Below are 20,981 nucleotides of genomic sequence, written 5' to 3'. Positions count from 1 at the left end.
AACATCTTCAGGGAGAAGGCCTTTTCATCGTTCTTCGCTTTATTCCTCTGAAATCCCCAGCCGCTCCAATTCCCGCCCAAGCTGCCCCGTAAGCATGAGCCTGTACATGCGAAAATCGGCCCGAAGCGACCCAAACGGATGGCCGAAGGTGGCAGGGTTGTTTCCTTCGATGAAAAAGTGGCTGAACCAGGCGAGCGCATAGGCGGCGATTGGCGCGCCGAGCAGCCACCACGCATTCCTCGTCGCGATCGCGATGATCACAAACAAAAACACGAAGCTCGTTCCGACAAAATGCCAACGCCTTGTCGCTCGTTTCCGGTGCTGAGTCAAATAAAATGGCCAAAACTCTTCATAATCGCGGAATTCCATCTCCCTTTCCCCCTTTCATCCTGCACACCCTAAGCGTTGCAGCACTTCCTGCGGACGTTCGTGGATGTCGTCCGCAAACCGAGCAATGGCCTAGACGATATCGTTTCGATGTTTGTGAAACACATTGGCGATCACGGTGTCTTTCAGCCATTTCCACAAGCTGAATGCGGGCGTGATCCAACACCAAGACGATGAGATGGTCCGGATAGCGCTCTTTGAGCATTCTCAAGAAATTCAAGAACGTCGCGGCATTGGCGCGGCAGTCGTTTGATGAAGCACCGTTTCGCCATCGTGGATGTTGACCGCGCCAAACCGCGATACGTGGGCATGATGGCCGAACGTCGGCACTTGTTTTTGGCGGCCGACTTCTGACCATGTGGACCGCAAGACATGGTAAGAGCGGATATGGGTTTCATCGATGTACAGAAGAACGGCATCTTCTGTCTCCTTGGTGATCAAGTTTTTTGATCAGATCCATTTACTTTTCCAATTGCTTTTGCTCATCCGGATTCCCTTTCGCCAGTGTGTACGTCGGTCGCGTCCACGACAGCCCTTTGCGGTGCAGGAGTTTTCGCAGCGCTTCGCGGGAAATGGAAACACCGAAGTGCTTTTCGACATAGGATTGCAGGAGTTTGGTGTTCCACGCCGAAGCCACATCCCGCCCCAGTTCGGCGGGAGTGGTGGTCAACACAAGCTGTTTGATCTTTTCCTGCTGTTCTTCGGTGAGAAACGGCTCTCGCCCGGGGGCGAAATCCCGATGAAGCAGGAGTTCAAAGCCGCCTTCGTTGAACAGCGAGACATAATGGGAAACGGTTTGTCGGCACACGTTGACCATGGAGGCCGCTTCTTTGCCCGAATAGCCTTCCATGACGAGGCGAACGGCCATCACCCGTTGGCGAAGAAAGGTGTTTTTCACGGCTGTTGATTATCCAAAATTAGGCATACTCCTCCCATATATTCGGGCATACTCAAATAAGACAGCTGCCATCTCGGATTTCCATTCGAGAGGAAGTTGCCCAGAGAAAAAACGACGGACAAACGAAAGAAAGGTAAGGGACGAGGTTGTCCGTTTTTCCGTTCGATGATATAGCCATCTCAGTAACACATAAGCGATAAATGCCGCAAAAAGTTGGTTGTATACCGCATGCTCGTTGTTGCCAAATAAGGTCGGAACGTTTAGATATTGCTTGATCCATCGGAAAAACACTTCCACTGTCCAACGTTCTTGATACATCTCGGCAATCTTTTCCGCCGATGCCTCTAAGACGTTCGTGACCACACGGATTTCATGCCCGTTCGCATCCTGAAAGATCACGACGCGATGGCGCTTTTTGGAACGACATTGTTTCGTTCCTAACTGGCAAGTAAAATCCGCCACAATAGAAGAAGAGGAGGAAGAAAGGCGCTTTAGGCTCTTTTTTTGATGGATCTCGACATTGTCTTTCATCCGAATCACAAACGGTTGCTTCTGTTCGACAAACCGATCGAGGCGTTCAATTTTAAAGTACGCTCGATCTTCGACAAGAACCGTTTGTACGTCTGTGAGCCGCTCTCCCACCGGTCCATCGTGGCGCAACCCTACGGTTTCTACGATGTCGCTCGGCATTTGTTGCTCAGGGGAATACGCGACGTGCATTTTCACTCCGGATCGTTCCCCATGATAGGGTGCCCATGTCAGGCGGTTTTTCCCCACGGTGACGGTCGTGGAGTCTACTATACGCAATGCTTTTGGAAAGCGAAGCGAACGGCGGGTTTGGCGATTGCACTTAGAAACAACCAAAGCAAATAAGCGCTTCATCACCTCGTACGGAACTTCTTTCGCTTTCTTAGAAACCGTCGAGTAATGAAACGTCGGCAATCCGTACATTTTCGCCACATCGGCACCATGACGGAAACTTTTCCATTCGTGAAGTGCCGCCAGCAGAAAAAAATCAACCAACGTGCGCACCGTAAACGTCCGCGAAGTGTCATGGTAGCCAACGGCTTCGGTAATCGACTGGAGATCTTCATCAGAAACAATTTTTTGCATCAAATTTGGGAGTGTGGTATGCTTGTGCATAGAGAGCACCTCCTAGGTTTGTTTGTGTTGTTACTTACATTCTACAGGAAAGGTGCTCTTTTTTCTATGTTTTTTATGGATATTATTGGTTAATCAACACGCCTGGGTGTTTTTGATTTTCCGTTCCTGTTTGCGAAGTGTCCGAGGTGTCCATCCGTGATCGTTGGTGATTTTGAGACGTTTTATGCAGAAACCCGCTCCTTTTCCATATTTTTCCTTAGGGGCCGTATAACCGGAGTGGGCACCGCTTATGCGAAGGTTAACTTTTCAATGAGCATGTATATAGAACATAATCAAATCTTTGTTTTTCTCGGCCTATGGCTCTTGATTTTTCTGCTTCCTGCTTTCCAATCTCTATTCACACAGTGGATGGAAGTCCGGGCAGATCATTTAGGAGCAACGCTGTTGGACGGTGGGAATGCTCAAATGGCTAACAGTTTGACGATCCTGTGTGAATATCAAGATCGAGCATTGGAAAAGTCTGTAGGATACCACATTGATTTTAAAAACGAGCAAGAAGCAAATAAAAAGGACAAAAAAATCTCTTCCTTAGAAAGAGATTCTTGGTTTTTTAGATTTTTGGAATTCCAGTTTATGTCCCATCCGCCCATGTATTGGCGTGTTCATGCGCTTCAAACAACAGAAACCGAATGGAGCATCAGGAAAATCAAATTATGGTGGTGCAGCCGCTTCCGAGAGTCGTTGCCCAATTGAAACCGTAGGTGAGCAAACTTACTCATCTCCATGGACAACTGAGATCCCTTCGTGAGACTTCGCTGTTGTACATATGAGGCACGAACGTCCTTGTGGCTCGTAGTAGGCACGCCTATTCTAGCCAAGGAATTCGGTCCTTGTGACAACAGCAAACGAAGCCCTTCCTTCAACATCATTCCGAGCGGCGTTATGATCCGGGTCATGGTGCGCCCTGCATTGCGGGCGCACCCACTCTCGGACATGCAGCGGCTGCGCGTCGTCATGCCAGCTCTCGCAATATGAGCAGACTCGATACAAAGTGCTGACGACACGGATCAACGTACAGCCGTCTCATTTCGCTTTATACTCCAGCATCATGAGCAAGCGCTCCACACGAAAATGAACATCGCCCCTTCCCCGCCGATTCGCTGGAAAAGAGGCGCTGTTTCTTACGATTGGCTGCTGTCTCTCGCTTTTAAGGTGACCGATACGGTCGTCTCAAACCCATCGCGATAGATCGTCAGTTTGATGCGATCGCCCACCGCTGTTTTCGTATACAAATATTTACGCAAGGCGCTGACGCTGTCGATTTTGTCGCCATTGATGGCGACGATGACGTCTTTTGATTTCAGCCCGGCTTCCGCGGCTGGGGAGAACGGTTCGACGGACGTGACGGCCGCCCCGCTTGTGATGTTCGACGGCAATTTCAATTCATTCGTGCGGACGTCATCGGACAAATCCGCCACATCGACAAGCTGGACGCCAAGGTACGGGCGTTTGATTTTGCCGTCTTTCATGAGCTGTTCGACGATCGGTTTGACGTTTTCGCTCGGGATCGCAAAGCCGAGCCCTTCGACGCCCGTTTCCGCGATTTTCATGCTGTTGATGCCGATCACTTGCCCCGCGCTGTTGATGAGCGCCCCACCGCTGTTGCCCGGGTTGATCGCGGCGTCCGTTTGGATGACGTCGATTTCCCAATCGCCCGCTGAGGTCGAAACAGGCATCGTCCGCTTGCCGCTGACGATCCCTTCGGTGACCGTCCGCGACAAATCAAGGCCGAGCGGGTTGCCGATCGCCGCGACAGGCTCGCCGATTTTCACCTTCGACGAGTCGCCGAAGCTCGCCACTTTCGTCACCCCTTCAGCAGGGATTTTCAAGACGGCGAGGTCGGTGAGTGCATCCGCGCCGACGATGTCGGCTTTCACTTTTTTGCCGTTCGGAAGCGCCACTTCGACTTTGTTTGCCCCTTCAATGACATGGTTGTTCGTCACAATGTAGGCCGCATTGCCTTCTTTTTTAAAGATGACGCCCGACCCCGTCCCCGCTTCCGTATCTTGCGCTTGTTCAGAGAAAAAGTCCACTTGCTTCTGAATGTTGACGACGCCGACGACCGCATCGGCCACTTTATTAATGGCAGCGATCATGTTCGTGTTGACGTTCGCCGTCGGCTGCAGCGGCAGCGCCTCGCTTTTTGCGGTCGTTTCCGCTGTTTCCGTTTGGGAATTCGTTTCTTCATGCATCCATTTCGGCGCCACATACCACGTCGCCGCGCTCCCAATCACCGCCCCTGCGACGGAAGCGGCGAGCCACGATACGAAGCGGCCGCGGCGTTTCGGTTCTGGCGTTGGGGTTGGTTCAAATGGCATCATGTCCATTTGTCCTCTCCTCCTTCATGATCCATGATGGGATATGCAGCATCTTCGAGCGAATGGCCGCCAAGCAGTGAAATGGCGGGCGACATACGACGATGCCACCGACATCGATCGGTCTCGCATAAAGGGAGGACCAGCGGCACTGTTTCCTCCGATTGTTCCGATGCATCGTTTCATCCCTTTCTGCATACGTTATGTCGTCTCCGGCGCTGGCGTCATCCGCTTCTGCTTCCGCCTCCGCCCGGCTGCGAGCGTGCGGATCGACAGGAAAATCCCCGTCGCGGTCAAAATGATCATCGCCACCGCCGCGACATCAACCGCCCAGCGGATGTCAAGCGAACCGATTCTCCCTTCGTGCAGCTGGCGGACGAACATCATGAGCGACGATCCGCCTCCCTCGGCGCGCGGTGCCATCGGGGCCGTAGATGCCCCCGCTCCCGACGTCTGCCCCGCCCCGAACGCGTTCATTCTTTCCTGCGCGGCGCGGTGCATCTCGCCGCGCTCCGCCTGACCGATCAGCCACGGCTCGGATAGAAGGAGCCCCGTCACCGCCTCAACAAGCAAAAAGATCGAACTGATCAGCCCAATCCAAAGATGCAAATTCCTCATTTTCCTCATCGCCGTTTGCCTCCTTTTCCTCTTCGTCCATCATGATAGCCAAGGAAGGTGAAAAAATGGTGAAAATTCTTTTTGAGAGAACAGCCTTCTGCGCGGCGAATGGGCTGCGTTTTCACCGTTTTTTCACGAACGATTTGATATGATTAAGAAGAGAGACAGAACGGGAGGAATGGCGATGAAAATTTTGCTGGCCGAGGACGATCTTCACCTAGGGGAGCTGATCGTTCACTTATTGAAAAAGAAAGGCATCGACCATATCGATTGGGTGCAGGAAGGGGAAGATGCGTACGATTACGCCATGGCGGAGTTTTACGATGTCGTCGTGCTCGATTGGATGCTTCCAAACGGCGATGGGGTCGATGTGTGCCGCCGCCTGCGGCAAAACGGCTACACGGGCGCGATTTTGATGCTGACGGCGAAAGACGCCGTCCACGACCGCGTCACCGGGCTTGAGGCGGGAGCGGACGATTACTTGGTCAAACCGTTTGAAATCGACGAGCTCGTCGCGCGGCTCAAGGCGCTCGCACGGCGGACGTTCGTCCCGCTCCAAGAGGAAAAAGTGGCGTTTCACGGCTTCACCTTAAACCGGACAAGCCATACGCTCCATCGCGGCGATGAAGAGATTTTCCTCACTCCACGCGAGTTTCAGCTTCTCGATTTGCTCGTGCAAAACCAAGGGCAAGTCGTGCCGCGCGAAACGATATTGGACCGCGTTTGGGGGTGGGATGCCGATGTGTCAATGAAAACGATCGACGCGACAATCAAGCTATTGCGCAAAAAGTTGAAAGACGATGTCATCCAAACCGTTCGAGGAGTGGGATATAAAATTGAAAAATAACTGGAGGGAATGGCGCGACTGGCTGCGCCGCCTAGGAAGCGCCGACTTGTTCCGCCGCGCCCATTGGCGGCTGACAGCGCTCTACAGCGGCATTTTCACGTTGTTTCTCGCCTTGTTTGTCATGATCGCCGCGGCCTTGTTTTACTGGATCGCCACTTCTGACCAAGAGCGGCGCATCAGCCGCCTCGCCGAGCAAGAGGCGAATACGATCGAACAAGTGCTGCTCAAGCAAAGCAATTTCGACTTGTTTGATGATGAAAATGTCATTTTGTTAAGCGAAAACCAACTCTTTTTTTACGTCATCGGCCCGGACGGGGGCTTGCTCGCCGGGGATGAAGTCCACCCGCGCCTGCGTCCGTATTTTTTGAACGTCTTGTCCCGTATGGACACAGGCGAGCGCACCCCTGTATATGTGACCGTGTCGCTGCCCGAGCATATGCCCGGCCTCGCGCGCGAATCGGCCCGCGACTGGCGCGTGCTCGCTGCCGCCCGTCCGCTCGTCATCCACGGCGATTTCGTGGGCATGCTGTATATCGGCATGGACGTCACGTCGTTTTTCGGCGTGTTCCATTGGTTGCTCATTGTGCTCATCGGCTTATCGGTGCTGTTTCTTGCCGTCGGCGTGGCGCTCAGCTTCTTTATGTCCAAGCGCGCGCTCGCACCGATTGAAGAAGCGTACGAGCGGCAGCGCCAGTTCGTCGCCGACGCCTCTCATGAGCTGCGGACGCCGCTCAGCGTCGTCTTCTCGTCCGTCGAGGCGCTTTCGCTTGAGGAGGATGTGATGAAAAACGACTTTGCCCGCCGCCTGCTCGACCGCCTGCGTGAAGAGTTGAAGCGGATCACGAAACTGATGAACGACTTGTTGACGCTCGCCCGTGCGGATGCGAAACACGCCGCGCTGGAGCTTTCAAAACAAACGTTCGATTTCCGCCCGCACGCCGAGCGCACGTTCCAGCTCATGTCGGAACTGGCGGCGAAAAAACAAATTACAATGCATTTTCACGCTCCCGAGCAAGCGCTCGTCACCGCTGACCCGGACAAATTGACGCAGCTATTGTACATTTTGCTCGACAACGCGATCAAATACACCCCCGAAGGCGGCGAGGTGACGCTGTCGATCCGCACCGAGCCAAAGCACGTGTTCCTTTCCGTCAAAGACACCGGCATCGGCATCCCGCCGGAAGACATCGGCCGCATTTTCGACCGCTTTTACCGCGTCGACAAAGCGCGCTCGCGCCAACAAGGCGGCCACGGCCTCGGGCTGTCGATCGCCAAATGGATCGTCGACGCCCACGGCGGCGCGATCCACGTCCATAGTCAAATCGGGGAAGGAACCGAATTTCTTGTTCGTCTTCCTTGCTAAATCCGGGGGACAAAACAGCAAGGCCAAGGCTTCCTTCCCCCAACAGAACGCGCCGTCGAGTGAGAAAAATGAAACATAAATATTGTTGTTGCGAATCGAACGTATTCATGTTATGATTTAAAACGTGATGACCAAATCGTCCATTTAGTCAAAACAAAGGATGAATGCCCATGTCGGATAAAAAACAACAAATTATTGATGCCGCCACCAAATCATTTTCGCTGTTCGGCTACAAAGCAACGACAATGGATCAAGTAGCGAAGATGGCTAATGTCGGGAAAGGAACGATTTATACATTTTTCAAAAGCAAAGAAGAGCTGCTTGACCATATCGTTTCCTCTGTTATATCCGAAATTAAGCATGAAGCGGATGCGGCTATGGATGATCGTTTGCCGTTCAGCGAAAACGTCCAACGCGCCTTGCAACGTATTTTTACGTTCCGCCAGGAACATGAATTAACCATCAAACTTTTGCAGGAAGTTCGCGATATTGGCACCGCAGCTGTACGAGAGGTGATGAAACGCCTTGATCGCGAAATGATTGCCTATATTCGCGAAAAAATTGAAGAAGCGATGGCAAAAGGGGAAATTCGCCCTTGCGATCCTGAGTTGACGGCATTTTTCATGTTTAAAATGTACATCGCACTAAGCATTGAATGGGAAAAAGATCACGAACCATTGTCTCAACAAACCATTGCCGAACTGTTTGATATGTATTTGCTGAAAGGATTGTCTCCATGATAATCCTTCACTTTTTGGGCTAAAAATGACTAAATGGACGAATCAGTCATAATTATAAACAAAGGAGGTTCGGGCATGCACGCATTTCAATTATGGTTAAAAGAATGGAAGGCCATTCTGACCAACCGCAAAGTACTGATTCCTGTCATAGCTGTATTATTCATCCCTCTTCTATACAGCGGCATGTTTCTATGGGCATTTTGGGATCCATACGATCATTTGGATGAACTTCCCGTCGCTGTAGTCAACCAAGACAAAGGGGCGGTTCTCAACGGCAAAGAGATTCATCTTGGGGAAGATCTTGTCGAAAAGTTAAAAGAGAACAAGCAGTTTGACTGGCATTTTGTAACCGAACATGAAGGGGAAAAAGGGTTAAAAGAACAAAAGTATTATATGCTCATTCAAATCCCTGAAGATTTTTCACAAAATGCGACGACGTTGCAAGACGATCATCCGAAAAAACTGCAGCTCATTTACAAACCGAATGAGGGATTTAACTTTCTATCGGCACAAATCGGCGAAACTGCAGTTGAAAAAATAAAAAACGAAGTAGCGAACGCCATAACAGAAACATATGCCGAAAGCATGTTTGATACGATTCAAACTGTCGCTGACGGATTGACAAACGCGAGCGACGGAGCCGCACAACTGCATGACGGACTCAGCCAAGCACAAGACGGAACAAACCGACTGTATGATGGCATGAAAAAAGCACAAGACGGAACTGAAACGTTATATCACCATTTAGCGACACTCGCGGAAAAATCCGTGAGCTTTACTGACGGACTGCACCAAGCTGCCAGTGGCTCATTGCAAGTTCAAACCGGGGCCGAAGCGCTTTACAACGGGATGAAACAAATGACCGCTGGGCAAGAGAAACTCCTCTCCGGAGCCAAGCAGGCTCAACAAGGAACAGCGAATCTTGCTTCAGGGACAAGACGCGTATATGAGGGAATGCAAGCGCTCGACGCCCGCATGCCGCGGCTTTTGCAAGGTTCGGAACAATTAAGCGGGGGAGCCGAAAAGCTAGCATCATCGCTTGCGCAATGGCAACAAGGGGCGGCTCGGGTTCAAACAGGGGCGACCCAAGTAACAGGCGGGCTTGAACAGTTAGCGGCGCAGCTTGATGCACTCATTGCTCAAACCCCCGATCCGACACAAAAGGCGGTGTATGAGCGGCTAAAGGAAAATGTTGAGAAATTATCATTCGGAAGCAAACAAGTCGAAAACGGCATTGCGCAGTTAAACGATAGAGCCAAAGCATTACAATCAGGAGCAGCGTCGTTAAACAGCGGGGCGAAACAGCTGCATGAAGGGCATATCGCTCTCGATCGCGGAGTCGATGAACTGCTTGCCGGTCAACAACAACTTGTCAATGGCGCAGACGCACTGGCGAATGGCCAAGAACAACTCGTCAGCGGCATGAAAACAATGTATGACAAAATGCAAGAAGCTGCACAAGGAGCAAGCCAGCTTGCCCATGGCAGTGGAACACTTTCTTCAGGCCTGCAAACATTGGCTCAAGGAGCGGATCAGCTTCAAGATGGTACGCGCCAGTTGAGGGACGGTTCACAACAAGTAGCGGCTGGAATGAAGGAATTAACGAACGGGACAAAACATTTGCAAGATGGTGTCAACCAACTGACAGACGGCTCAAAAGAATTGGCGAATAAGTTGAAAGAAGGAGCCGAACAAGCAAGCGATGTCAAGGCCAATGAGGCTGTCTACGACATGTTTGCCCAACCAGTGAATCTCCACAAGGAAGAAATCAATAAAGTGCCGAACTACGGAACAGGGTTTACGCCGTACTTCTTGTCACTCGGATTGTTTGTGGGTGCGCTGTTGCTTTCCATCGTCTTTCCGCTTCGCGAACCAGCAGGGGTTCCACGTTCGCCATTGCATTGGTTTTTGGCTAAATTCGGCGTCTTGCTCGGCGTTGGGATTTTGCAAGCACTGCTGGCGGATGTCGTGTTGCTGGTTGGACTCGATTTACACGTAAAAAGCGTCCCGCTCTTTATCGTGTTTAGCATTGTCACTAGCATCACATTTTTATCTGTCATTCAATTTCTTGTTACCGTGTTCGGCGATCCAGGAAGATTTATCGCGATTGTCGTGCTGATTTTGCAATTGACAACAAGCGCGGGAACATTCCCGCTCGAACTGATTCCACGCTCGTTGCAACACTTTAACGCATGGCTTCCGATGACGTATTCGGTTTTCGGATTGAAAGCGGTCATCTCAAGCGGTGATTTCTCGTTTATGTGGGAAAACATCGGCAAGCTGCTTCTATTTGTTGTTGCCATGATGATGGGAACACTCGTTTATTTGACTATCCAACATCGCCGCCAATTTGCCACGGCCGTCGAACAAGCTTCTGAAGCGTAATGCTTCAGAAGCTTGTTTTTTCTATCGACCCTTGCCATCGTTATCATTCTTTCATGATGTTTCTCCGATGCAAGGGACGATGATGGAGAACAGTTTTTCATGTTCTTCCTCACATTTCAACTAATGATTCTTGAACGGTGAGACAGGCGTTATGAGCCGCTTCAGCGTTTCATCGGGAGTTCATCATGGAGCAGCGTGGAGGCTGGATGATGCCGATGTTGTTCCTAAAGTGGCTCATCCCTCTTTTGCTTGCCGCCGCCGGGGCCGTATGGCTCGCCGCGGCGCGGTCGAAGCGCTGGATCGGCTGGGTGCTCGTCGCGCTCGGAATTGCGGCGTTGCTGCCGAAATGGGTGTTGCTTTTGCTTGCACTGGCCGCGGTGTACGCCTTGGGACGTCGCCAAGCGCGCAAACCATCTGCTGTTGAGGCGTTGATGCCAGCGGCGCCATCCGTTTCCACCGATTGGCTTGATGAATGGGAAAAAACGATTCAAAAGGAGGCACAAACAAATGGGCATTTTTCGCCGAATGAAGACGATCGTTCTCGCTGAAGTGAACGAACAAATCGACCGCTGGGAAGACCCTGTCGCCATGACGAAACAATATTTGCGCGAACTTGAAGAACAGCTAGAACGAGGGCGCCAGGCGCTCGCCCAGCAATGGGTCGCCGAGCGGCGCTATGAGACGCTCATCGCCCAAGCGGAGGCGACGATTGAAAAACGGAGCCGCCAAGCGAAACTGGCGCTCGAGCGCAACGAAGAAGCCGTCGCCAAACTCGCCTTGCGCGACAAGCTGTTGTATGAGAAAAAACTGGAGGCGTACAAACAACAATACGAAGCCATCAAAGCGAAAACAGCCGAAGTCGCCAACCGTCTAAACCAACTGCGCGAGCGGTACGACGAGCTCGCAGCTAAGCAGCTGGAGCTCGCTACCCGCGTTAACGCCGCGCAAGCGTTGAAGCAAATCGACTCGGCGCTCGCCTCCTTTTCCGCCGACGAGGCGCTGCGCGGCTTCGCCCGCATGGAAGAGCGCGTCATCGCCTTAGAAGCCGAAGCGGCCGCCGCCCGGTTCGGGACGAATGCTGCGTTGTCCCCCGTGCCGTTTGAGGAAGAAGTGGAACGTGAATTAGCGAAATGGAAGGAAGCCCAAGCCAATAACGCCTAATCCCCTCCCCCTTTGACATAGATGACCCCCTTGCCGGGCAGGCAAGGGGGATGGTGTTTGTTCAGGGAAATGGCACTGCTCCCCACCGTCGCACGGCCTGACTCTCGCTTTCCCCCGTTCGGAAGCAAAATCGTTTCCTTTGTTTTTCCATCGTGGTAAAATCATTAGAGAAACGAAATAATACAGGAGATGACCTCCTATGAACTGGAAGCGAAGCGTCCGCGTTCTTTGGCTGTGCAATTTCATGGTTTCTGCCGGGATGACGATGGTCATTCCCTTTTTGTCGCTCTTTTTATGGCAAATGGGCGTCACTGAGCACCACGCCTTGAGCATCTGGACGGGACTTGTGTTTTCCGTCACGTTCCTATCAGCCGCTGTCATGGCGCCGATTTGGGGGGTATTCGCCGATAAGTACGGCCAGCGCGCCAACCTCATCCGCGCGGGGATCGGCATGGGCTTGATCACCGGATGCATGGCGTTCGCCGCCTCACCGATGACGCTGCTTGCTCTCCGATTTCTTGTCGGCTTTTTCTCTGGATTTATCACTGTCTCGTTTTCATACTTGGCGCGCGTCGTGCCAAAAGACCATAGCGGCGAGGCGCTCGGGACGCTGCAGACGGGAAGCATCGCCGGCAACATCATCGGGCCGCTCATCGGCGGCGCCTTATCCGATTGGTTCGGCTTCCGCCCGGTGTTTCTCGTGACCGGGCTTTGCATTTTACTGACGCTCTTGCCGGTCATTTTTTGGCTCGAAAAAGATCCCGTCGCGCCGCAGACGCAAGAGCGCCATGCCAGTTTCAAAGAAGTATTCGCCCATCGGCCGCTCATCGTCTTATTTATCGCCACGTTTCTCGTGCAAATTGCGGTTCTTGGCGTCAACTCGATGATGACGATTTTTGTGTCCAGTCGCTCGTCGGCCATTCTCGCAATCTCGCCTTTCTATCCGGCCTCGCCTCGTCGATCACCGGCATCGCGACGATCATCGGCGCACCGTACTTAGGGAAACTCGGCGACCGGATCGGGCAGGAGAAAACATTACCGATACTGCTTGTGCTGTCCGGCTTGTTCGCCTTGCCGCAAGTATGGACGGACCATCTTTATGAATTGTACGTCTGGCGCTTCTTGCAAGGGCTTGTCGTCGGCGGGGTATGGCCTGCCCTTCAAGCGCTGATCAACGCGCAATGCCCGCGCCGCATCCAAGGCCGCGTGTTCGGCATCACAGCCAGCTCCCGCTTTCTCGGCAACCTCGCTGGTCCGACGGCAGCGGGAGCCATCGCAGGATTCGCATCCATTTCGGCCATTTTCGCCTTGTCAGGGCTGCTCCTCATCGCCACAGGGGCTTTGGTCGGATCCACCACCCACGACCGCGCATGGCGTGAAGACATGAAAGAAAAAATCGCCGCCTGGGCGCACCGCCTTCACATCCGGCACTGACAGCGCGGCCAAGATCATAAATAAACGACCTGAGAGGAATCCCTTTCAGGCCGTTTTCGATCATTCTCTCATCCGTCGAAGCAGCGAATACGGAATCGCCTCCCCCACCCGCCCGTTGCGCCCGGTCGTCGTCTCGGCCATCGTAAGCGAATTCCAAATCGCTTCCTCGGTCGCCTCAATCGCCGCCTGGAACAGCTCATTCATGAGCGGCGCGTCATCACGGACGAGCGGAGGGAACGGTTGAAGAGCAGAATCCGAAAAATGGGGAATGGTATAAGCATTGGAAAACGCAATGACAATGTCGCCGCTCCCGTGATGGACGCAGCTTCCCGTCCGCCCGAGCCCCACCGCCGCCCGCTTCGCCAGCCGCTTCAACTGCCGCGCATCAAGCGGCGCATCGGTCGCGACGATCATCATAATCGAACCAGGCGGCACATCCCGTTCATCAAACGACGGTGGCATATACGGCACGAACCGCAACTCCTCACGCCGGCCGAAATTGCTCACGACCAGCGCCCCGACCGTATATCCCCTGCTCACGACCCGCGACGAGCTGCCAACGCCCCCTTTCCAGCCGAAGCACATCATACCCGTCCCCGCGCCGATCGCCCCTTCTTCCATATCGACGCGCGCCGCGGCAATCGCCTCTTTCGCATGTTCCTTCGTCACCGAAAGCGCCCGCGCCGTATTCAAATAGCTGTCATTGCATTCCCCGACGACAATGTTGATCGACCCGGTCGTATCGCCAATCTCCGGCGTCGCAGCAAGCATGGATTCGAGCGTCCCTTGCCAAACTTCCCCGACACTGAACGTATTCGTCAGCATAATCGGCGACTCGATCGTCCCAAGCTCCTCCACCTGCACCAACCCGGTCGTTTTCCCAAACCCGTTCAACACAAAACAAGCCGCCGGCACTTTCTCCAAAAACAAATGGCCTCCGTGCGGCAGCACCGCTGTCACCCCGGTGCGAATCACCGTCCGTTCATCGACATCTTTACGAATCGTCACATGACCGACCCGCACCCCAGGCACATCCGTGATTTGATTGCGTCTCCCCACCGGAAGCGTGCCGATGGAAAAACCGAGATCGCGAAGCTTGCGGCGCATCCATCCCACCCCCGTCGCTTTTCTCCGCCTTCTTTCAAACCGTCCAACGCCAACGCAGCATGTCCGCCGACACGACGGTGAACGAGAAAGAAGCGTGATTGTTCCCATGTCAAGTATATCGCATCGGACTGAGGAAATGCAGCAGCGGCAAAGAAAGGCGGTGAACAACCATGCCTGGTGGATCAATGGGGCCATACAAAAAAAGCAGATGCCAAAACGTTCTCCATGTGCGAAACAAAAAAGCGGCTTCCTGCAAAGCAAGCGGCGCAAGAATGAGCAGCCGAAGCAAAACGAAGCGGTCGATCGGGGAAGTGCAGCCATCCGGTTTCTTCAAACGGAAGACGTTCATACGATGGCGTGACATTGAAGAGGGTTTCGCCTCTTATAGGCGCGACAAAAACTGGGCGGAAACGCGTGGAGAAAGCGGCCGACTCCGGTTTCAATCCCTCGTAGGTACGATAAAAACCATTGATAACAGCCAAAATATTACAAAGGTCAAACGGTTTTCAATCCCTCATAGGTACGATAAAAACGTTTTGCTGAAAATTGTTATTTCTGAAGATGCGTAGTTTCAATCCCTCATAGGTACGATAAAAACGTTTTGCTGAAAATTGTTATTTCTGAAGATGCGTAGTTTCAATCCCTCATAGGTACGATAAAAACATGGTACACCAAGTACACCAGAAGAACTCGATGAAGCACGTTTCAATCCCTCATAGGTACGATAAAAACGGGTAAGAAAAAACTGATTGAAAGGAGAATGAAAATGGAAATCAGTTTCAATCCCTCATAGGTACGATAAAAACGCTGTTCCCACCGCTGCCGTGCCGATTTTAGCCGACGGTTTCAATCCCTCATAGGTACGATAAAAACCGGGTACAACGTTAAACCTTTGCAAGCCACAAACTAGTTTCAATCCCTCATAGGTACGATAAAAACCAACTCGGTGAAATCACGATCATTGGCGAACGTGAGTGTTTCAATCCCTCATAGGTACGATAAAAACCACCATCTTCCCGCGGTGGCAGGCGGGGTAAAACTGTTTCAATCCCTCATAGGTACGATAAAAACCCCAATACTCGCCATTCCAAACGGGTTTGCGTTTGAGTTTCAATCCCTCATAGGTACGATAAAAACTCATACATGAAACATACTTTGTTAAAATGGAGATAGTGGTTTCAATCCCTCATAGGTACGATAAAAACCGAGCGCATTCTGTGTTGTCTCATCTTTGATACCGGGTTTCAATCCCTCATAGGTACGATAAAAACTTTGAAATGCAACGACAGCTTGACGAACACATCGAAGTTTCAATCCCTCATAGGTACGATAAAAACTATGCAGAACAACACTAAAGAAAGAAGGGGATCGAGTTTCAATCCCTCATAGGTATGATAAAAACAAAGAAAATTTGAGCCAGTTCCGTTCGAGACACGCGTTTCAATCCCTCATAGGTACGATAAAAACATCTTGTTGCCCCAGATACGTCTCCGTCGTCTTCTGTGTTTCAATCCCTCATAGGTACGATAAAAACGTAACCTAGTTGGAACTGTGCATGGTTGCCGTATGGGAGTTTCAATCCCTCATAGGTACGATAAAAACAATGCCGTAAACGGAACAACAAAAAAGATGTCATTCGTTGTTTCAATCCCTCATAGGTACGATAAAAACCTTTTACAGTCGGCATGACGTTTTTCATGCCGACGAGTTTCAATCCCTCATAGGTACGATAAAAACGACGCCGATTTTCATTTCGTGCACTTGGCATTTCCGTTTCAATCCCTCATAGGTACGATAAAAACTATAAAATGGAAAAACTGAGCATGAACCTGTCAAAGTTTCAATCCCTCATAGGTACGATAAAAACCGATGAATTTTTCGAAGAGCAGATACTGCAATTATTAGTTTCAATCCCTCATAGGTACGATAAAAACGGAGAACCGTTAAGATCGGCCTGAAAGATGCTCCAGCTAGTTTCAATCCCTCATAGGTACGATAAAAACCTAGAATATGAAAACACCATAGCGACACATGCAACGATGTTTCAATCCCTCATAGGTACGATAAAAACTCACACCACTAATATAAATCTCAACATCATTAGATGTGTTTCAATCCCTCATAGGTACGATAAAAACGTTAATAACGTGAGCATTTATTACATTCCAAAAGAGTTTCAATCCCTCATAGGTACGATAAAAACCCCCAAAAAGGCTTGTTCCATCAAGCTTTTCGGTTTGGAGCTATTTTCAGCATAGCACGTTTCAAAAATTCTGTCAATGACTTTCAATCGTGATGGCTGTAGGCTTGGAGCGTCAAAAACCATTGTCGTCGATCCCCCGGGTTTTTTGCATGATTGGAGGTCGACGACAATGCAAAGGCGGGTTGACTTCTTCGGCTGTTCGATCTTTTCCGCCGGCAGCCCGGTCAGTTCGTGGATCGTGTCGATATCCTACCCTTTCATCAACATTTCCTTCGCGATGTCGGGTTTCCCTTCCTCGATCCTTTTTGGCGTCCTTGTTCAATCCCATGCTTCATTCCCTGCTTGATCCTTGTCCGATTTCGCCGAAACTGCTCTCGTTTGATTGACGCTCCGAAGGCTTCACTTCCCGTGCAACTCACGGTACCAGTCGCTATGCAGGATATCTCGAAAGATTGATACTGTCGTTTCGATCTCTGTCAAGTTCAATTCCACAATCATCACATCGAAATACCCTCGTTAGATGGCCACCTCTTGTGTTTGATTTCCCTACTCTCTAAGCAATCCCCGAACATCTTCCTCTGAAAGATCCACCAACCGAGCAATGTCTTCCACCGTCATTCCTTTGCGTGCCATGTTACGAATCAGCTGTTTCATTCCTTGTTTCATTCCCTGTTTCATTCCTTGTTTGATGCCTTCTTCCAACCCCTGTTTTCTTCCTCTTTGCTCATAGGAAATGATCAGCTCCAACATTTTCTCTTTTTCTGTCGTTTCCATCGCCCTCACCTCTCTTTGCAGTTGTTGCTCTTCCTCCTCCGACAGCTTCACATACGTTTCAAAAAAGCCCAACAAGAGCCGTTGCCTCGCTTCATCCAGCTCCAATCGCACCAACATGCGCAAAAACTCTTTTTTCAACTCGACTTTCTCACTTTCAGTATACCCCATTTTGCCAAGGAGGGCAGCCGCGATCGGATTGTCATGCCGGATGTAGTCCCGCCAATGTTTCTTGCGCAACTCCACCGGGAAAAAGCGGAACTGCAGCACCTCGCCAAAGGGAAACTCGATTGAGAACACGGACGGTTCCTCGCGAAGGGCCTCATAGCTGAAGACAGCGATCGGAACGATGCGGGTGCGGTATTTTTCAAACAGACGGCTGAAATAGACAAACATGCGCTCTGGAAACGATGGCTGCACGTAGCTTTGATTCTCCACATGAACGATGATCAGCCCATCTTCTCCTTTCAGCTTCGTCTCGACCAACAGATCGACGCGGTACTTTTCTCCTGCGGTCACATCCGTGAACAGCTCTTCGGACAAAAAGGACAAATGGCGGAAATCGATATGCTCGTGGATGTCGGGGAAAAAGAGAAGGAGAAACTCTTCGAAGAACGTTTGGATCAGTTCTTTGAACAGCCGGTCATGGTCAATGGCCATTCCATCACCCCTCTTTGAACATGTTCAACATATCGATTCGCGGGCAAGAGGCAAAAATCCTGCATGGAAGATAGAAAAAATGGAGAGCTAGGATGTACATCAGCACATTGTGTCAGAATCCTGCCTTCAAATTAGTAGATGTGCATTTTTAAGAGAGGCAAACAAGGGGCCCCTTAGTCGGCATGAGGCTGGTTTTTGATTGCGACGAGACGAACGTGATGCTTCAAAACCGAAAAGGTGAACCCCAATGTTATGAAAAACTTGTGAGCTCCTTGATAACGTGCTTATCCATTCATGAGACATGAACCTGTAGGAATGGTTGGCACATTGATTCTAACCAAGGAGTCCGGTTCATGTCTCCTTTTTTGTTTGGTTGCAAATTTATCTTAATTAGGCGAGAAGACTCCCACTTCAACGAAGCGAAGCGGAGTAAGTGGGAGATGAATCGCCTTAACTATATTTTGCTGAAAATAGGATAGATTCAGTAAAATATAGTATCATATAGTTAGATGGGAGGTGAAAAAATGTATTTTTGTATCAAACAACAGCTAAATGGTTTGACCAAAGAAGAATACTTGACTCTTCGAGAACTGTGCCATATTGCCAAGAACATGTACAACGTCGGATTGTAAATTGGCAAACTTGTCATTGGCTATGCGGAAACATGGCAACGCAATATTAATCTAGGAAAAAAGACAAATCAAAACTTTGTCAATATTCCTCTCGGTAACATAAAAGAAAAACTAGAATATCTTTGTGAATTTTACGGCATTGAATTCTTGAAACAGGAAGAATCCTATACGTCTCAAGCCAGCTTTTTTGACGGCGATGAGATTCCTGAATATAATGCCGACAATCCAAAAGAATATAAGTTCAGCGGCAAACGTATTAAGCGCGGCTTGTATCGAACAAAGTCTGGCAAACTAATGAATGCTGATGTCAATGGCGCATTAAACATCTTAAAGAAAAGTAAAGCTGTAGACCTGAGTGTCTTATGCTCTAGCGGCGAAGTGGACACGCCTCAAAGAATAAGGATTGCTTGAAGCAGTCAAACTTCTTTGGAAGCCCCCACTTCAAATTTTCGCTAGAAAATTAAGTGGGGGTAGTTCACTACAGTTCATTTGCTCATCTATATAAGTTGCAATAAAGATTTTCCGATTGTTCGATTCTGTTTTCCTTCATAACAAGTCATTTTGATAGAATGCAGCGGGCGTTCTACTGGATGTAAAACAAAGTTTCAACTTATATAGAGAAATGATCTATCCATAAAAGAAAACAGGTTCTATTGAAGTTCGAAATCTTGTCGTCGATCCCCCGGATTTGGACACAATGGGGGTCGACGACAACTGGGATGGTGTCATTCGTCATTTAGCAGCTGTTGAAGCTTGTCAATTTTTTGCTTTTGTTTTTTGCTGATGCCTTTTCCCCATTCGCCGATGCGTTGCCAATACGCCTGCAAGGCAAGGGCGGCTTGTTTGTTTCGCTGCTCAAGGACTTGCTGGTACAGCACGTCTTTGCTTCGCTGCTTATCCGCTTCGCTGTCGGCGAGCCGTTCAATTTCGGCCACGAGCCGTTCTTCCGGTGAAAGGAGAGCCAGTTTGGCTTGCTCTTCTTCTTCGCGTTTTTTCTGTTCAAGCATTTCCTGCTCTTTTTTCTGACGTTCAAGGCGAATGCGTTCTTTTTTCACCATTGGAAGAAATTCTGTTTCCGTCACGTCGTACACTTCGGAAAACCGGCCGTAGCCTGACGACGTTTTCGAACCAATGCCCCATTCCGTCAAGGCTTGTTTCGTCCAGAATGCCGCGGCTTCCAACAGGCGGGTGGTTTCCTCACCGCTTTGCGGCGCGGAGCGATGGGCTGTCAAATAGACGTCCACCTCTTTGGCCATAACAGTCCAAAATGAAACAGGGACAGGTTTTTGATCATCCGTCGCTGCTTGCTTCCCTTCATAATAATCCTTCATATGTACAGCGAGCACATCTCCCGCCAGCTGCAAACCATCGATGAGGAAGATGTCGTGAAACTGCACCCGTCCTCTGTTTCCTTGCGTTCCAAATATCTCCCGGCCGATCTCATGTTCGCTGAGCCGTTTCTCGTCCCCTTCGCAATACGCTTCGATAAACCAATGGCGGACAAGGCCTTTCACACTGGAAGCGGGGATGTAGGGCAGGCCGTACACAGGATGGATCGTCAATGATGTCTCCCGGACATGCCCGGCGCCGAGCCCGTGAACGATTCGCCCGGACAGGCGGGCTTTCAGTTTTTTGACGCCCCCCGTTTGCGCCCATTCGACCATGGCCTGTTCCCGTTGCACCCGCAGCTGCTCGCCGACTTCTTGCAATTCAGGGAGAATGGCGACAGGCTTCAGTTTTTTCGATGGCTCCCATACTCTTTTTTTCTCATTCCACTGATGCTCTAAAAAATAGTGGAGATGGTACGCCAAATGCGCCATCGATTTGTTGGCTTTCTGCACGACTTCTTGGGTGTCCTTTGGATGAAAAAGCATGCCCTCCCCTCCTTACTCTGCCGCCTTTGCATCGTCTTTCGCCATCCCGTCGGCAAACTTGCGCATCCAATCTAACAGCGCCATGGCTTCCATCGTCCATAACCGGTAATCAGCGCTCGATAAGTTGACGACAGCCTCGACGAGTTCTTGGTTTGCCGATGAAAATTGATCCGGAAACTGTTCCCTCATCCATTTTGCGAGGGATTGATAAATCGCCTTGTATTCCTTCCCTTTTTGAAAACAAAACGCCAATGCTTGTCCGAGACCGTTGACTTGAATTAAGGACGGCATTTTTTTGACGTAAGAACGATAGTTTTCGAAGCTTCCTCTCAATCGTTCTTTTGCCTGTTTCACTTCTTGAAACGCAAATGCGGCTCTCCCGTTCTCAATCCCCACACGCTTCACGTTTGTTTCCATGGCTT

At 50.6% G+C, this 20,981-nt stretch carries 17 protein-coding genes, 5 pseudogenes and 1 CRISPR repeat array; of the genes and pseudogenes, 11 read left to right on the top strand and 11 right to left on the bottom strand.

Features of this window, described 5'->3' with window-relative positions:
• Positions 1-39 precede the first annotated feature (39 nt).
• The 4 genes from ACR1UW_RS03730 to ACR1UW_RS03715 all read right to left on the bottom strand — a co-directional run bounded on the left by ACR1UW_RS03730 (position 40) and on the right by ACR1UW_RS03715 (position 2,428).
• Complete coding sequence (locus tag ACR1UW_RS03730; RefSeq protein ID WP_044745340.1) at positions 40-369, bottom strand: Mpo1-like protein; 330 nt, start codon at positions 367-369, stop codon at positions 40-42.
• A 234-nt stretch (positions 370-603) separates the two neighbouring features.
• Entirely contained in the window at positions 604-828 is a 225-nt protein-coding gene (locus ACR1UW_RS03725; protein WP_049625057.1) for a transposase, read from the bottom strand.
• A gap of 19 nt (positions 829-847) precedes the next feature.
• Entirely contained in the window at positions 848-1,285 is a 438-nt protein-coding gene (locus tag ACR1UW_RS03720) for an IS630 family transposase (RefSeq protein ID WP_498934590.1), read from the bottom strand.
• Between the two features lie 9 nt (positions 1,286-1,294).
• The gene (locus ACR1UW_RS03715) at positions 1,295-2,428 is read right to left on the bottom strand and encodes an IS4 family transposase (RefSeq protein WP_064214037.1); all 1,134 of its coding nucleotides are present in this window, start codon (positions 2,426-2,428) and stop codon (positions 1,295-1,297) included.
• Between the two features lie 156 nt (positions 2,429-2,584).
• Between ACR1UW_RS03715 and ACR1UW_RS03710 the strand changes: the two genes are divergently transcribed.
• Complete coding sequence (locus ACR1UW_RS03710; protein WP_237419746.1) at positions 2,585-3,142, top strand: M48 family metalloprotease; 558 nt, start codon at positions 2,585-2,587, stop codon at positions 3,140-3,142.
• 428 nt (positions 3,143-3,570) lie between these two features.
• On the opposite strand, the gene ACR1UW_RS03705 is transcribed toward ACR1UW_RS03710, so the two are convergent.
• Positions 3,571-4,776: a S1C family serine protease gene (locus tag ACR1UW_RS03705; RefSeq protein WP_237419745.1), complete on the bottom strand. Its 1,206-nt coding sequence runs from the start codon at positions 4,774-4,776 to the stop codon at positions 3,571-3,573.
• A 189-nt stretch (positions 4,777-4,965) separates the two neighbouring features.
• Positions 4,966-5,403: pseudogene (locus ACR1UW_RS03700) on the bottom strand (PepSY-associated TM helix domain-containing protein); the annotation flags it as partial.
• Positions 5,404-5,566: 163 nt separating this feature from the next.
• Between ACR1UW_RS03700 and ACR1UW_RS03695 the strand changes: the two are divergent.
• From ACR1UW_RS03695 to ACR1UW_RS03660, 8 genes and pseudogenes are all read left to right on the top strand, one after another.
• On the top strand, positions 5,567-6,229 hold the full coding sequence (locus ACR1UW_RS03695) for a response regulator transcription factor (protein ID WP_033011729.1): 663 nt from the start codon (positions 5,567-5,569) through the stop codon (positions 6,227-6,229).
• Positions 6,219-7,592: a sensor histidine kinase gene (locus ACR1UW_RS03690; protein ID WP_498934587.1), complete on the top strand. Its 1,374-nt coding sequence runs from the start codon at positions 6,219-6,221 to the stop codon at positions 7,590-7,592. The genes ACR1UW_RS03695 and ACR1UW_RS03690 overlap by 11 nt, the downstream gene beginning before the upstream one ends.
• Positions 7,593-7,762: 170 nt before the next feature.
• The gene (locus tag ACR1UW_RS03685; RefSeq protein WP_237419743.1) at positions 7,763-8,332 is read left to right on the top strand and encodes a TetR/AcrR family transcriptional regulator; all 570 of its coding nucleotides are present in this window, start codon (positions 7,763-7,765) and stop codon (positions 8,330-8,332) included.
• A 75-nt stretch (positions 8,333-8,407) separates the two neighbouring features.
• Positions 8,408-10,717: a YhgE/Pip domain-containing protein gene (locus ACR1UW_RS03680; protein ID WP_237419742.1), complete on the top strand. Its 2,310-nt coding sequence runs from the start codon at positions 8,408-8,410 to the stop codon at positions 10,715-10,717.
• A 170-nt stretch (positions 10,718-10,887) separates the two neighbouring features.
• Positions 10,888-11,265 (top strand): annotated as a pseudogene (locus tag ACR1UW_RS03675) (hypothetical protein); the annotation flags it as partial.
• A complete protein-coding gene (locus ACR1UW_RS03670; protein ID WP_237419741.1) occupies positions 11,225-11,878 on the top strand; it encodes a PspA/IM30 family protein in 654 nt (217 codons plus the stop codon). The pseudogene ACR1UW_RS03675 and the gene ACR1UW_RS03670, both read left to right, overlap by 41 nt.
• 199 nt (positions 11,879-12,077) lie before the next feature.
• Positions 12,078-12,731, top strand: a pseudogene (locus tag ACR1UW_RS03665) (MFS transporter); the annotation flags it as partial.
• A complete protein-coding gene (locus ACR1UW_RS03660) occupies positions 12,623-13,312 on the top strand; it encodes an MFS transporter (protein WP_498934584.1) in 690 nt (229 codons plus the stop codon). The pseudogene ACR1UW_RS03665 and the gene ACR1UW_RS03660, both read left to right, overlap by 109 nt.
• Positions 13,313-13,372: 60 nt before the next feature.
• Here the strand turns inward: ACR1UW_RS03660 and ACR1UW_RS03655 are convergent, their stop codons facing one another.
• A complete protein-coding gene (locus tag ACR1UW_RS03655; RefSeq protein ID WP_498934582.1) occupies positions 13,373-14,419 on the bottom strand; it encodes a DmpA family aminopeptidase in 1,047 nt (348 codons plus the stop codon).
• A gap of 136 nt (positions 14,420-14,555) precedes the next feature.
• Between ACR1UW_RS03655 and ACR1UW_RS03650 the strand changes: the two genes are divergently transcribed.
• Complete coding sequence (locus ACR1UW_RS03650; RefSeq protein WP_011229827.1) at positions 14,556-14,780, top strand: hypothetical protein; 225 nt, start codon at positions 14,556-14,558, stop codon at positions 14,778-14,780.
• A 75-nt stretch (positions 14,781-14,855) separates the two neighbouring features.
• Positions 14,856-16,622: a CRISPR direct-repeat array (repeat unit 30 nt; unit sequence GTTTCAATCCCTCATAGGTACGATAAAAAC).
• Between the two features lie 430 nt (positions 16,623-17,052).
• Here ACR1UW_RS03650 and ACR1UW_RS03645 read toward each other — a convergent pair.
• Both ACR1UW_RS03645 and ACR1UW_RS03640 read right to left on the bottom strand, forming a co-directional pair.
• Positions 17,053-17,136 (bottom strand): annotated as a pseudogene (locus tag ACR1UW_RS03645) (hypothetical protein); the annotation flags it as partial.
• A 32-nt stretch (positions 17,137-17,168) separates the two neighbouring features.
• Complete coding sequence (locus tag ACR1UW_RS03640) at positions 17,169-18,053, bottom strand: Rpn family recombination-promoting nuclease/putative transposase (RefSeq protein WP_498934580.1); 885 nt, start codon at positions 18,051-18,053, stop codon at positions 17,169-17,171.
• Between the two features lie 632 nt (positions 18,054-18,685).
• Here ACR1UW_RS03640 and ACR1UW_RS03635 point away from each other — a divergent pair.
• Positions 18,686-19,096, top strand: a pseudogene (locus ACR1UW_RS03635) (zinc ribbon domain-containing protein); the annotation flags it as partial.
• 314 nt (positions 19,097-19,410) lie between these two features.
• Here the strand turns inward: ACR1UW_RS03635 and cmr6 are convergent.
• Both cmr6 and cmr5 read right to left on the bottom strand, forming a co-directional pair.
• A complete protein-coding gene (cmr6, locus tag ACR1UW_RS03630; protein WP_044743574.1) occupies positions 19,411-20,559 on the bottom strand; it encodes a type III-B CRISPR module RAMP protein Cmr6 in 1,149 nt (382 codons plus the stop codon).
• Positions 20,560-20,571: 12 nt separating this feature from the next.
• Positions 20,572-20,976, bottom strand: a complete 405-nt coding sequence (gene cmr5 / locus ACR1UW_RS03625; protein WP_025039256.1) for a type III-B CRISPR module-associated protein Cmr5 — start codon at positions 20,974-20,976, stop codon at positions 20,572-20,574.
• Positions 20,977-20,981 lie beyond the last annotated feature (5 nt).

Source organism: Geobacillus lituanicus (genome assembly GCF_050994965.1).
In the GTDB taxonomy this organism is placed as follows: domain Bacteria; phylum Bacillota; class Bacilli; order Bacillales; family Anoxybacillaceae; genus Geobacillus; species Geobacillus stearothermophilus.
Note: the sequence above shows the minus strand (reverse complement) of the source record. Positions and strands in the feature narration are given on the sequence as shown.

Bases quoted from the DNA above. Each gene is read 5' to 3' on its own strand.
- ACR1UW_RS03730 (WP_044745340.1), bottom strand. From the start codon at position 369: ATGGAATTCCGCGATTATGAAGAGTTTTGGCCATTTTATTTGACTCAG.
- ACR1UW_RS03715 (WP_064214037.1), bottom strand. From the start codon at position 2,428: ATGCACAAGCATACCACACTCCCAAATTTGATGCAAAAAATTGTTTCT.
- ACR1UW_RS03705 (WP_237419745.1), bottom strand. From the start codon at position 4,776: ATGGACATGATGCCATTTGAACCAACCCCAACGCCAGAACCGAAACGC.
- ACR1UW_RS03695 (WP_033011729.1), top strand. From the start codon at position 5,567: ATGAAAATTTTGCTGGCCGAGGACGATCTTCACCTAGGGGAGCTGATC.
- ACR1UW_RS03685 (WP_237419743.1), top strand. From the start codon at position 7,763: ATGTCGGATAAAAAACAACAAATTATTGATGCCGCCACCAAATCATTT.
- ACR1UW_RS03680 (WP_237419742.1), top strand. From the start codon at position 8,408: ATGCACGCATTTCAATTATGGTTAAAAGAATGGAAGGCCATTCTGACC.
- ACR1UW_RS03670 (WP_237419741.1), top strand. From the start codon at position 11,225: ATGGGCATTTTTCGCCGAATGAAGACGATCGTTCTCGCTGAAGTGAAC.
- ACR1UW_RS03655 (WP_498934582.1), bottom strand. From the start codon at position 14,419: ATGCGCCGCAAGCTTCGCGATCTCGGTTTTTCCATCGGCACGCTTCCG.
- ACR1UW_RS03650 (WP_011229827.1), top strand. From the start codon at position 14,556: ATGCAGCAGCGGCAAAGAAAGGCGGTGAACAACCATGCCTGGTGGATC.
- ACR1UW_RS03640 (WP_498934580.1), bottom strand. From the start codon at position 18,053: ATGGCCATTGACCATGACCGGCTGTTCAAAGAACTGATCCAAACGTTC.
- cmr6 (WP_044743574.1), bottom strand. From the start codon at position 20,559: ATGCTTTTTCATCCAAAGGACACCCAAGAAGTCGTGCAGAAAGCCAAC.
- cmr5 (WP_025039256.1), bottom strand. From the start codon at position 20,976: ATGGAAACAAACGTGAAGCGTGTGGGGATTGAGAACGGGAGAGCCGCA.